This window comes from Vibrio lentus, assembly GCF_030409755.1.
In the GTDB taxonomy this organism is placed as follows: domain Bacteria; phylum Pseudomonadota; class Gammaproteobacteria; order Enterobacterales; family Vibrionaceae; genus Vibrio; species Vibrio lentus.
The window spans coordinates 1,145,576-1,157,487 of sequence record NZ_JAUFQE010000002.1 but is presented as its reverse complement, the minus strand read 5'-3'; the positions used below and the strand labels follow the sequence as shown (position 1 = coordinate 1,157,487).

Here is an 11,912-nt window from a genome sequence, read left to right as displayed (position 1 = left end):
GATACAAAAAGGCCACTCGATCGAGTGGCCTTTTGTTTATTACTTCACAGTGCTTACAAGCCGTTAAGCCTTATAGACCTTGCAACTTATAGACCTTGAACCCTATAGACCTTGCACGTATTGAGCGTTAGTACGAACTTCGACTAGCTGCTCTAGGTTCTGTTGTGAACCATCAACGCCGTCAATCAAACCTTGGAAGTGTTTGATAAGCTCTACTTTGTCTTGTACTTCTTTCGAACCTGCACCGATGTTGGTTAGGTCGATGAAGAACTCATCGAACAGACCCGAGAAATCCGTTACAGCGTCATGGTTTAAGAACTGCTCGTGGTTGTAAATGCTTGGGTAGCCACCCTTCTGTTTATCAACCGCGAAAGAGATGCCTTTCACGTTGGTAATCGTGGTCGCTTTCTCACACTTCAACATACAGCCCGCTTCGATGCTTGGCTTGTTACAACCGACGGTTCTTTGGAAGAAACACTGGCGGCTAGTCATCATCAAGATTGGGTGGTAGATGCTGTAGAACAGTTTGAAGTTCTCTGGGCGACGAATATGACGAATCTGACCTTTGTTGATCTCGTTCGAAATGAAAGCACCGGCACAGTTAAGCTCTTCTTGCAGAGTCACTAACGCATGAGAGTTGGTCGTGTTCATGAACGGACCCGCAACCCACTCGATACCCATTTCGTAAGCTTTGTAAGCAATACCCGTGTTGTTGGTTACGATGCGAGCTGGCTTGACCTCTTCCAGAATACGAACCGCTTCGTCGTAGTCTTTGCCGATCAATACTGCAGGGAACCAAGGAATCAAGCGTGGGTTTGCAGCTAAGATATCGATGTACTTGTTGCAACGCTTCTTGAAGCTTTCAGGCAGTTTGAAGTAAACATCCGCTTCAGTCACATCACACAGGTGCAAGTCTTCCACATCCGCGATCAGCATCGACATGGTTGGCTTCTCATTCACCTTAGGGTGTTGCGGTAGTGCTGGCACGTCAACGTGCTTAATCACATCTACAGAGCCATTAAGAACGAAGTCGATTTCATCTTTAAGATTAGACACTTCTTTCAAAGGAATAATCAGGCCAGCATCAAGGTTATCGTAGTTGTAGCTCTCTAATGTATGAACTGCACTCTTAACAGCTTTGAAACGCTTCTCAAGTAACTCTTGATCGATCGCCTTCTCACCTGCCGCTATCAGTAGCGATTTAGATTGAACCGTAAAGTTCTCTTTTGCTGTGTTCACTGTCACTGTGAATGGTTGACCCAATTTCGCGCCAAACGACAATGACACCGGTGTTTTACGAATATCAAGGAACTCGATCTTATCGCGCATTTCGCTGCCTAGCGCATTCTTAGCTTCGTAAAGATCGCTGGTCACTTCTTGAATTTGCACAACAGAGATTTCATTGTTCTCTTTCGTCGCTTTATCTACAGCGTAATTCATGCTGTTGTCGCGAGGGTTATCGATAAACATGTCTTTCGTTAGGTTACCCTTAAGGAAAGAGTTGGTGAAATCACGGTTGAATACTTTGTGTAGGTTCGAATCGTCTTCGATCAACAAACCACTTTCTACAAAGCTATCAATCTGTTTGCGCCACGTGTCTACCACTGTGTATACGTAGTGTGCGCCTTTGATACGGCCTTCTACTTTCAGCGAGTCAACTTTTGCGTCAACCAGTTCAGGTAGGTCATAGTAAGCAGAGTTATCTTTCAAGTTCAGTGGGAACTTGTTTCCTGCATCGGTGATTTCGTATTCATCACGACACGCTTGGCTACAACGACCACGGTTACCTGAGTTGCCCACACTTACAGAGCTTGAGTAACATTGGCCAGAGAATGCGATACACAAAGCGCCATGTACAAACACTTCGGTTAGAACATCGTGATCGTGTGCCACTTCCGTCAGCATTTTGATTTCTGGCAGGTTCAATTCACGAGACAAGTTAACGCGCGTCGCGCCAATCTTAGACAAGAACTTAATCTGGCCTTCGTTGTGCGTAGTCAGCTGAGTCGATGCGTGAACATCTAATGATGGGAAATGCTTTTTCACCAAATCAAACAAACCAAGATCTTGGACAATGATGCCGTCTAGTTTGGTGTTCACTAGTTGGTTTAACAGTTTAGTGATGCTCTTAATTTCATGCTCCAGCAGCACAACGTTAAGAGTTAGAAACACTTCACAGCCATATTCATGAGCAAGGCGAATCACACCATTCAACTCATCTAACGACAGGTTAGAGGCTCTGTTACGAGCGTTGAAGGTGTCTAAACCGCAATAAACCGCATTAGCACCCGCTACGATAGCTGCTTTAATCGCCTCTACATCGCCACCTGGGGCTAATAACTCAATCTTTCTGCTCATTTTTGAAGTCGCTCACTTACTTATAATTTTTAAGCCGCGTATTCTACCTACATCACGATCTCTTTACCACCTAACAACACTTTTCAAACTAAATGACCTCAATAATGCCAAACGAATCCGATTTACCTATCCTTTATTCTTTAAGACGCTGTCCTTACGCTATGCGTGGAAGAATGGGCATTGCCTTATCAAAACAGCAAGTGTTGCTCCGTGAGATTGTCACCAAAGATAAGCCTAGCGAACTATTGGCTAGTTCACCAAAAGGCACTGTTCCAGTATTGGTATTGCCAGATGGTCAAATCATCGAGCAGAGCTTAGATGTGATGAACTGGGCGCTTCAACAAAACGATCCTCAAGATCTTCTGCGTTCAAGTAACCCAACACTTAGCCAACAAGTCCACCAGCTCATTAAAGTTAACGATGATGAGTTTATTGGTCACTTAGAAAAGTATCGTGCGTCTGTTCGTTACCGAAACATAGATACGGAACAACGTCGACAAGCCTGTGAAGGATTCATCAGTAAGTTAGAAGCGTTACTCACCGATCAGCCCTACTTTTTTGGAGAAACCCCAAGCTTAGCCGATTTTGCCGTGATGCCTTTTGTTAGCCAGTTCGTAAGAGTCGAGAAGAAGTGGTTTGTGCAATCTGAATATCAGAACGTAGGACGTTGGTTAAGAGCGCACCTCGAGAGTAAGCTCTACACCCAAGTTATGAAGCAATACCCTTTGTGGAATGAAACTAAACAAGATTGTCTTTTTGGGTAGCATTAAGTCGCTATGAATTGCTGGAGAAATCCCTAGATTACCGAAGATGACTGTAAACAGTTCTAAATAAGCATAGCCAACTCTCTATTGTTATGAAAATCGTGACACTGAATTACAAGTACTGCCATTGATGGCATATTAGATATCAACGAAAATCGTCTTTCACTCAATCACAACGTTAGTTTGAAATGCGCTATGCCAAAAAACCAAGTAAACACGTTCAACACACTTAGTCCCGATTTTAAAGGGTTCGCGAAAGCTTCACTGTTAGTGGCCTTCTCGCTCGCCCTTTCAGGCTGTAGCGCGAAAAACAAAGCAACCAACACAAGTCCATCTGCTGCGCAGCAGAATCAAGCCTACACGGCGAAAAGCTTCATTAAACCCAATAGCAAAGTCACGTTGATCCTTTCTTTTTCTGGTGGCGGCACACGTGCGGCAGCGCTCTCATATGGTGTGTTGCAAGCATTGCGCGACACCAACATCGAAGTTAATGGTGAAACGGTCAATCTGTTAGAAGAAGTTGATATGATCAGTTCGGTATCCGGTGGCAGCTTTACCGCCGCGTATTATGGTTTGTATGGTGACCAGATATTCGAAGATTACGAAGAAACGTTCCTTTATCACGAAGTCTCGAAAGATCTGTTCTCCATCCTTTTATCTCCAACTTATTGGTTCTCGTACGCCACCAGAACAGACAAAGCCACCGACTATTACAAAGCCAACATCTTCGGTGAAAGTACATTTGCCGACATGCACCGAGAAGATGCACCCTACATTGTTATTAACGCGACCGACATTTCAACGGGTTCGCGTTTTTCATTCACACAAGAGTATTTTGACCTCATTTGTTCAGACTTGAATAGCTATTCTGTATCTAGTTCAGTGACGGCTTCTTCTGCTGTGCCTTTCGTTTTCACACCTGTGGTACTAGAAAACAAAAATGACTGTGACAAATCAGAGCATTTACAGCCCTCGTTTGAAGCCACAAGTTATCGCAATAGAAATCTCATCAAATCGCTAAAGTCCTATAGCAATAAGGATGATGTGAGTTATCTCCACCTTGTGGATGGCGGGATCACTGACAACCTCGGTTTACTGTCGGTATATGAGATGTCTGAATACTTGCGTTACAACGACAACGAAGAGCTGAAAAACTTGTACGACAACCAGCACGCGCGCCCTATTGTCATCATTTCGGTTGATGCATCGACGACGCCAGAATCTGGCATTGGAGAATCAATTGAAGCGCCTTCCATGAAACAAACGGTGGATGTCATCACTGATATCCAGCTGCATCGCTATAACGACACAACAAAAGATTTGATCGTTGACGAGTTGCAGTCTTGGTCGGAGTTGGCCTCTCAGCAAGGTCGTAAGGTGTCTCCTTACTTCATTGAAATCAGCTTGAATAAATCAGACAACAGCGCCAAGCGATATTTGCTCAATCAAATTCCGACGGACTTTATGATAGACAAAGAAAACGTCGACCTATTGATTGAAGAAGGTAACAAACAACTTGTTGCCGATCCGGAATTCCGAAACTTCTTATCATTTGAACGCAATAAATAATGCTAATCTAGTTGCTTATCAAAGCGCGATTTGGCCATCAAAAATTTAGTCATAATTTCACCTTTACAAGGATCACTATGGAATTTGAAAACAACATCTTACATCTCGGGTCATTCTTTGCAGTGACCATGGGAATCGTGGTTCTATTTGTCGGACGAAGGCTGAATCAAGTCATCGGTTTTTTGAAAGAGTTCAGTATCCCTGAACCTGTCTCTGGTGGGATTTTGGCATCGCTCTTGTTCGCGGTTTTATACGCGACGACCTCAATTGAAGTGCAGTTTGATCTGTTTGCTCGCGATGTATTATTGGTCTACTTCTTTACCACGATTGGTATTAACTCAAGTTTGAAAGACCTGTTCAAAGGCGGAAAGCCCTTGGTCATTTTGCTAGCAATCACTATTTTCTTCATGATCATGCAGAACATTGTCGGTATTTCTGTCGCATCAATGTTTGGCCTAGAGCCAGTCTTTGGTCTACTCAGCGGCAGTATTTCGCTGATTGGCGGACATGGTACCGCGATTGCTTGGGCACCCAAGGTTGCAGAAGAGTTCGGCCTAGAAAGCGCGATGGAGATAGGTATCGCCAGTGCAACATTCGGGCTGATTTTAGCCAGCCTGATGGGTGGTCCTATTGCGAAGTTTCTCATCAAGCGTCATAACCTCAAACCAGCCGACGGCCAATCAGGATCAATCGATTCAAATGCCAAAAAACAACAAGCTCTCACATCATTTCAATTTTTAGATGCCGTGTTAGCGATCCATATTTGTGTCATTGTCGGCGCGTTGCTTAATGAATTGATCAGTCAGACAGGATTACAGCTTCCACTGTTCGTATCGTGTTTGTTTGCGGGTATCGTGATCACCAACGTAATGCCAGACTCCTACCCTAGAATTTCGGGCGCAAAATGGCCGACACGCTCGCCCGCTATCGACTTAATTGCCGAAATCTCCCTGGGTACATTTTTGGCGATGTCACTAATGAGCATGCAACTTTGGACGCTCATAGACTTGGCTGGTCCTATCTTCGCGATATTGGCAATGCAGCTGCTACTGGCCGTGATAATCAATATCTTCATCGTGTTCCCTTCAATGGGTAAGACCTATGATGCAGCCGTTGTATGTGCGGGGTTTGGAGGAATTTCATTAGGTTCAACACCGACAGCCATGGCAAACATGTCGGCAGTAAGCCAGAAGTATGGGCATTCAGCGCAAGCCTTCATCATCGTGCCATTGGTATGCGCGTTCTTCATTGATTTAGCGAACGCCCTGATTATTCCTTACTTCATGAGAATGATGTAGCTGACCTTTGTTAGGACGGTATGCCGCAATTTATTTAAGCGGTGTACCCCAATAAAAAGAGCCGCTCAATACAGAGCGACTCTTGTACTAATGACTAAATTTGCGCTAGCACTAATGACAACCCAAAGCTTATTGAATCGCTATCGAAATCTCGACTTCAGTTTCGCCTTTGTAAAATTCAAAGTCTGTCGTGTAAGTTCGAACATATGGGCAATCCGCTGCGTTGAAGTACGCCCACACTTCTCCCCAAAGATCGATCACAGCTTGAGGGAGTTCACCTTCAGCAGAAAACGTTAGGTACTTACCTGCTTCAATTTCGGTTTCAACTAGGTCATCTAGATTGTTATGGGTAAGTGCATTGGTACATGCAATAACATCAAACTCACCAGTAAAATCCGATTGGTAATTGGTGTAGACGCCATAAACCTTTGAGTCTGGAGTTAGCTTAGGAAAAGCTTGATCGAAAAACCCTTGCCATAATTGACCTATCTTTGCTTTTGCTGGATCAATCTCATCGGTATTAGTGGTTCTTACTGAAAACCCATACGCCTTTACGGCTTCAATCGTTTCTACTTTCATTCGTTTTATTCCTAAGCCAATCGACGCTTTAACTATGTAAAATCTTAACTAATCTTGTATCTCTTTATGGCCACACTGTTCACAGACAAGATGACGAGAAAACTCATCCATTGACGCGATAAATGGATCAAGGAACCAACCTTTTATCATGCCTGCCCAAAACTCGCTTCGCTTTTGGTTAGGTTTGTCTGCAAACGCACTCGTCTTTCTGACCAACACAACAACATGTTGTGTGTCTTCTCTGCACGCGGTGCAATAGCATTGTTCTATGCTGTTATTCATTTGAAAGCCTATGACGTTTTGAATGAAATCTGCTGAAAATGAGGATTGTCGACACAGACTTCTAGTTTGGAAAGATCAGTGAGTACGACAAGTTGTTCTACACCTTGAATACTGACCTTAATGCACTCTTCACGGCTATCATTGCGTTGAGTATCTAATCCGACACATTCAATCTGCTCGCCAGACTTCAGCGTTAATTTGATTGGGTATCGGTGCATACACACAATCTCAATATAATCGTAATCGTTGCAACTAATCATAATACCCCTCCAATTCATCCACCACGCTAATGCGACACGCCATACTATGCAATATGCATATAATCAATCATTTACCCAAATCACATTGATGTTCGTCCGCAACTGAACTTGTTTTTAATCCTATTTCTAAACTTGCTTCTAAACTTAGCTTACTCCCGCTTTACCCATTCACGTTTCTTCTACTCACGCCTGCTTATTCTTTCATTGTTAAATAATAATCGAGAATAAAAAAATGAAACACATGAACTATTTACACTTGTTAGCTTTCTTAGGGTTAGTCACCTCAATGATGACGTTTAATGTTAATGCGGCCACTGAAGTCGATGCGAGTCAATTCGCCAATGGCAAAGCCAAATATCGACAGCTTTGTCAGGTGTGTCATGGCGACAAAGGACACGGTGATGGTCCCACTGCAGCTTCATTGCCACACAAGCCCGCCAATATCGCTAATAAACTGAGCGGCTTTTTTACCAGCCCAAGCTCTTTGGCGGATGACATTTTAGAGGGCGATGTAGAACAAGGTATGCCAGCGTGGAAAGGTACAATTACCAAGCAAGATGCTCTGAATATTCTGACGTACGTAGAAACTATCCAATAGTAAACGCTGTGCCATTCGCCTTTTGAACAGATATATCGGCTAATACTCCTCGTTCTATTGCGCTCTCTATTTGGTTGATTACACTCAATTTAATGGATATTGAATAATACGGAATGTTATGACCTTTAAACCTTTAACACTAAGTAGCCTGATACTTGTTTCTACGGCGACACACGCCGTCAGCTTTATCGATGAAATTGATGGCCAACTCGATATGGGAGAATACCTCGCAGAAAATGCCTATGGTTTTCTTCCTGTCCCAATTCTCATTACAGAGCCTGCGGTAGGATACGGTGGCGGCTTCACCGGTATCTTCATGCACGAATCTGAATCGCAAAAAAACACGCGTAAAGAACTCGCCGAAAAATCCATCGACGGTGGCGCGCAACTTCTCACCCCTGCAATCACTGCGATTGGCGGCTTTGCGACAGAAAATGGCACTTGGATGGCGTTTGTTGGTCACAAACGCAGTTGGAATGAAGACTCGATACGCTACCTTGGTGGATTAGGTTATGGCGATATCAACATGACCTTTTATAGACAAAGCTCTCCGAACGCCTTGTCTCCACTCGATCCAAACGAAGGTGTTGAGCTAGGACTCAAAGGCATGGGCGGGATACAGAAGCTCCAATTTAGAGTACCCGACTCCCAATGGTTACTGGGGTTTTCTCAACAGTTCTTCGCACCAACACTCTCACTTAATAATCATCCCAAAGCGCAAAAAATCTTAAACAACATTGGCAACACCTCACCGACCTCTTCCGGTTTGGGTCTAATCGCTGAATACGACAGCAAGAACAGCTTCTTGAATCCGACGCAAGGATACAACTATGTCGCGGAATATCTTTGGTTTGGTGATGCGATTGGCAGTGACTACACCTACCAAACGTTTAATTTGGAAGGGTTGAATTATTGGGAGTTAAACAAGGAGTGGAACTTAGCATTGCGAGGACAATACAAATCATTGTCGACCAATGAACGCGTGCTTTCCCCTCAATATTACCCAGACATTGAACTCAGAGGTATCGCCCGCAATCGCTATCAAGGTGAACACACTGTCGCGGCAGAAGTTCAAATAAGCAAACAATGGACACCACGTTGGTCAACCGCGGTGTTTACGGGAATTGGCTATGCGGGTGACAGTGATAAAGACATGTTTGATCAAAGTTCTCACGCTGCTTATGGCGTCGGTTTCCGATACCTTATCGCAAGACGCTATGGTTTGATTTCAGGGATTGATATTGCTTTCAGTGAAGAAGATACCGCCCTATATTTCCAAGTCGGTGCTGGTATCTAATTTATTACGCTGTGCTTACCCAATAAACCAAAGCGATAACGATGAGACAAAGCGCTCCGGTAACAATAATTACTTGAGTGCTTTCCAGTACTGATAAAGGCCATCGATATCTGAAGAGCACATCAACGACATTGCGCCTTTGATCTGTTCTTCGCTCCACTCCCACCATTTCATTTCTAGCAATTGAGCGATTTCAGTTTCATTGAAACGATAACGGATGTGACGCGCAGGGTTTGAACCGACAATCGAGTATGGCGCTACATCTTTGGTCACAACCGCTCTACTCGCGATAATCGCCCCATCACCGACCTTAACACCACTCATGATCATGGCTTCTGTGCCAATCCATACATCATTACCAATCACAGTATCGCCAGAGCGTTCAAAGCCGTCTATCGCACCTTCAAACTTTTCATCATCTTGATAGAAAAACGGGAAAGTGCTCACCCACTGATTTTGGTGGCCTTGATTGCCTGCCATCATGAAGACTGCACCAGAACCAATCGAGCAATAACTGCCGATGATCAACTTGTCGATATCTGTTCTATCAGGCAGCAGATAACGCGCACAATCATCAAAACTGTGGTTATGGTAGTAACCCGAGTAATAGCTGTGCTCGCCCACGATGATGTTTGGGTTGGTCACTTGTTCTTTGAGTGACTTTCCGACAAACGGACTTTCAAAATAATTTTTCATGTTTGTACTCTTAGTTTCGTACTTTTGTTACGTGTTTATGGTTTTAACTGGTTTATCTTAGTGTAAAGGCCAACGTGCCCTATCGACCGCCCGCAATATCAATAAATGAGCCAGTTACATAAGAAGCTTCGTCTGACAGTAACCACGCGATAGAATTAGCGACTTCTTCTGGCGTGCCACCTCGTTGTAATGGTAGCTGCGAAGCTAGTCTGTCTACGCGATCAGGTTCTCCGCCGTCTGCGTGCATCTCAGTATAAATGCACCCTGGCCTTACGCCATTCACTCGGATATTGCGTGAAGCAAGTTCAAGCGATAAGCCTTTGGTGAGTGAATCCATCGCACCTTTCGATGCAGCGTAATCCACATATTCAAACGGTGCGCCTGTGCGAGAAGCGGCAGACGATACATTCACAATTGCACCCGCGCCATCAGCTTGTTTGATAAAGGCTTTACTACACAGAAAGCAGCTTGATACGTTGGATTTCATCACCTTTTCAAAACGATCCAATTCAATATCAACCAATGGTGACTGGGTAAACAAGATCCCGGCATTATTGACCAAGTGAGTCACTGGACCTAGCTTATTACGAGCAATCTCAAATAAGGATTTAACGTCCGACTCTACCGACACATCCGCCCGAACACTGATAGCGGTTCCACCTTGCTCACGAATATCATTAACTAGCTCTTCCGCTCGCGATTCATTGTGTATGAAGTTAACGCATACGGCATAGCCTTTACTGGCCAACAATTTAGATGTCGCCGCGCCAATGCCTCGGCTTCCGCCTGTTACAATCACTACCTTGCTCAATGAAACCTCCTAATGCCACTTGTTTGTTATAACCTGATTTTTCGATGCAACCTGGTTGCTCGATATAACCTAATTGTTCGATACAACCTGAACCCACTGCGATCGCCAAACTGGCGCTTCGAATGGGTCTGGCCAAAACTCAGTTTGCTTTTGAATTAGACCATCAACCACCGTGTGAAAGGTGATCACCCGATCTTTCAATACACTGTCAGTCACTGACACATCCGTGACTACTGTATCACCCTCACAGACAATCGAATTGAGCGTAAACTCCCAAACACCGTTAGCAGGGTATTCAGAGTTGATTGCAGTGAAGTTACCTCGCCCTACCGTCAGCTCAGACGACTGAGGCCAGTAACCTTGAAAATCTTCGGCTAGCCATTCACTTGCCTTTGCAAAATCGTTGGTGCGCATTGCATCCCAAAAACCTAATACCACTTCTTTCGGTGTCATCTCTCATCCCTAAATCATTACGTTTAAGCCAAAAACCAAACAAGTTCCTGATTACTCAATCATCGTTTAGTAAAAAGCAATTAGCCTTTGCTCACATCACTGCTTTATCAATTGGAATATATGCGTATAATCCCCGCTCCATTGCGCTATCTCCATTAAAAATAGCGCCATTCACATTTTTAATGAGTACCCAATGTCGAAACTATTTTTTAAAGGCCGTATCGAAACAAGACAGAACCACGTTCTTGCTGGCTACAATGTAAACCGCGATGTTAAAGCGGGTACTGAAGAATCACCAGTTAACGTAATGGTTCAAACTGAAGCTCGTAAAACAGAAGTTGAAGCAATCGCAGCTGAGCATTCAATCTTTGTTGCGGTATCTGTTGATGCAGAAAAAGAAGAAAACACGCTTGAGTTCGACACGTTACTAAACAAGCCAAAAACAATGACGTTTGAAAAAACGCCTAACCGTAACGACCCATGTTCTTGTGGTAGCGGTAAGAAATACAAGAAGTGCTGCGCATAAGCACTTCTAACTCTCAATCAGTAACCGCATACGATTGAGACAATCGAGATAAAAACGGGCAGGTCACTACGATCTGCCCGTTTTTTTTGTATCTCGAGCTATTTCTTAAGCAAGGCGTTCACTTTAATAATGTTTTGGCTTTTTGATAACCGACCTTTCAGATACCTTACTGATCGCCTGCCTTAGTCAAGATTGTCTGGCGTACGTAAGTAAGTACCACACTTTGTACACTTATAATCACCCGTTGTGTTATTGGACACTAATGACGACAAAATCTGTTGGATCAAACCTGGTTTCTTTTCTTTTTGAGGTGCTTTTTGAACTTGGTTGCTGAACATAGTGTATTTATGCAGTGTCAACACTTTGCAGTTACAACAAAACGCCCTCGTCTGCTCACTTCCATACATAAAATCTATAAACC

The 11,912-nt window shown here is 43.9% G+C and carries 14 protein-coding genes; 6 read left to right on the top strand and 8 right to left on the bottom strand.

All coding sequences use genetic code 11. From position 1 onward, the window contains the following. Window positions 1-102: 102 nt before the first annotated feature. Window positions 103-2,358, bottom strand: coding sequence for a peptidase U32 family protein (locus QWZ07_RS13705; RefSeq protein WP_102314406.1), 2,256 nt, complete (start codon window positions 2,356-2,358; stop codon window positions 103-105). A gap of 173 nt (window positions 2,359-2,531) precedes the next feature. Here QWZ07_RS13705 and QWZ07_RS13700 point away from each other — a divergent pair, with 173 nt between their 5' ends. The 3 genes from QWZ07_RS13700 to gltS all read left to right on the top strand — a co-directional run bounded on the left by QWZ07_RS13700 (window position 2,532) and on the right by gltS (window position 5,989). Beyond that, window positions 2,532-3,122: a glutathione S-transferase gene (locus tag QWZ07_RS13700; protein WP_241907094.1), complete on the top strand. Its 591-nt coding sequence runs from the start codon at window positions 2,532-2,534 to the stop codon at window positions 3,120-3,122. A 195-nt stretch (window positions 3,123-3,317) separates the two neighbouring features. Next, window positions 3,318-4,691 (top strand): patatin-like phospholipase family protein, encoded by a 1,374-nt coding sequence (locus QWZ07_RS13695; protein WP_192853603.1) that lies wholly within the window; start codon window positions 3,318-3,320, stop codon window positions 4,689-4,691. 77 nt (window positions 4,692-4,768) lie between these two features. Beyond that, the gene (gltS, locus tag QWZ07_RS13690; protein ID WP_192853602.1) at window positions 4,769-5,989 is read left to right on the top strand and encodes a sodium/glutamate symporter; all 1,221 of its coding nucleotides are present in this window, start codon (window positions 4,769-4,771) and stop codon (window positions 5,987-5,989) included. Window positions 5,990-6,118: 129 nt separating this feature from the next. Here gltS and QWZ07_RS13685 read toward each other — a convergent pair whose 3' ends face one another. The 3 genes from QWZ07_RS13685 to QWZ07_RS13675 are packed head-to-tail and all read right to left on the bottom strand — an operon-like array spanning window position 6,119 to window position 7,110. Continuing rightward, window positions 6,119-6,568, bottom strand: coding sequence for a GyrI-like domain-containing protein (locus QWZ07_RS13685; protein ID WP_192853601.1), 450 nt, complete (start codon window positions 6,566-6,568; stop codon window positions 6,119-6,121). A 48-nt stretch (window positions 6,569-6,616) separates the two neighbouring features. Next, window positions 6,617-6,850, bottom strand: a complete 234-nt coding sequence (locus tag QWZ07_RS13680) for a hypothetical protein (protein ID WP_192853600.1) — start codon at window positions 6,848-6,850, stop codon at window positions 6,617-6,619. Window positions 6,851-6,858: 8 nt separating this feature from the next. Next, window positions 6,859-7,110, bottom strand: coding sequence for a Rho-binding antiterminator (locus QWZ07_RS13675; protein WP_102578531.1), 252 nt, complete (start codon window positions 7,108-7,110; stop codon window positions 6,859-6,861). Window positions 7,111-7,342: 232 nt separating this feature from the next. Here QWZ07_RS13675 and QWZ07_RS13670 point away from each other — a divergent pair, with 232 nt between their 5' ends. Continuing rightward, window positions 7,343-7,708, top strand: coding sequence for a c-type cytochrome (locus QWZ07_RS13670; protein WP_192853599.1), 366 nt, complete (start codon window positions 7,343-7,345; stop codon window positions 7,706-7,708). Between the two features lie 118 nt (window positions 7,709-7,826). Next, window positions 7,827-9,005 (top strand): BamA/TamA family outer membrane protein, encoded by a 1,179-nt coding sequence (locus QWZ07_RS13665; RefSeq protein WP_192853598.1) that lies wholly within the window; start codon window positions 7,827-7,829, stop codon window positions 9,003-9,005. Window positions 9,006-9,074: 69 nt separating this feature from the next. Here QWZ07_RS13665 and catB read toward each other — a convergent pair whose 3' ends face one another. The 3 genes from catB to QWZ07_RS13650 all read right to left on the bottom strand — a co-directional run bounded on the left by catB (window position 9,075) and on the right by QWZ07_RS13650 (window position 10,965). Then, the gene (gene catB, locus QWZ07_RS13660) at window positions 9,075-9,701 is read right to left on the bottom strand and encodes a type B chloramphenicol O-acetyltransferase (protein WP_019823525.1); all 627 of its coding nucleotides are present in this window, start codon (window positions 9,699-9,701) and stop codon (window positions 9,075-9,077) included. Window positions 9,702-9,780: 79 nt separating this feature from the next. After that, window positions 9,781-10,512: a glucose 1-dehydrogenase gene (locus tag QWZ07_RS13655; RefSeq protein WP_192853597.1), complete on the bottom strand. Its 732-nt coding sequence runs from the start codon at window positions 10,510-10,512 to the stop codon at window positions 9,781-9,783. 69 nt (window positions 10,513-10,581) lie between these two features. Next, window positions 10,582-10,965 (bottom strand): nuclear transport factor 2 family protein, encoded by a 384-nt coding sequence (locus QWZ07_RS13650; RefSeq protein ID WP_192853596.1) that lies wholly within the window; start codon window positions 10,963-10,965, stop codon window positions 10,582-10,584. Between the two features lie 193 nt (window positions 10,966-11,158). Here QWZ07_RS13650 and QWZ07_RS13645 point away from each other — a divergent pair, with 193 nt between their 5' ends. Further along, window positions 11,159-11,491 carry a PBPRA1643 family SWIM/SEC-C metal-binding motif protein gene (locus QWZ07_RS13645; protein ID WP_017112031.1) on the top strand — a complete coding sequence of 111 codons (333 nt, stop codon included), beginning with the start codon at window positions 11,159-11,161 and terminating at the stop codon, window positions 11,489-11,491. A gap of 182 nt (window positions 11,492-11,673) precedes the next feature. On the opposite strand, the gene QWZ07_RS13640 is transcribed toward QWZ07_RS13645, so the two are convergent. Beyond that, window positions 11,674-11,898: a hypothetical protein gene (locus QWZ07_RS13640; RefSeq protein ID WP_020477302.1), complete on the bottom strand. Its 225-nt coding sequence runs from the start codon at window positions 11,896-11,898 to the stop codon at window positions 11,674-11,676. Between the last annotated feature and the right edge of the window lie 14 nt (window positions 11,899-11,912).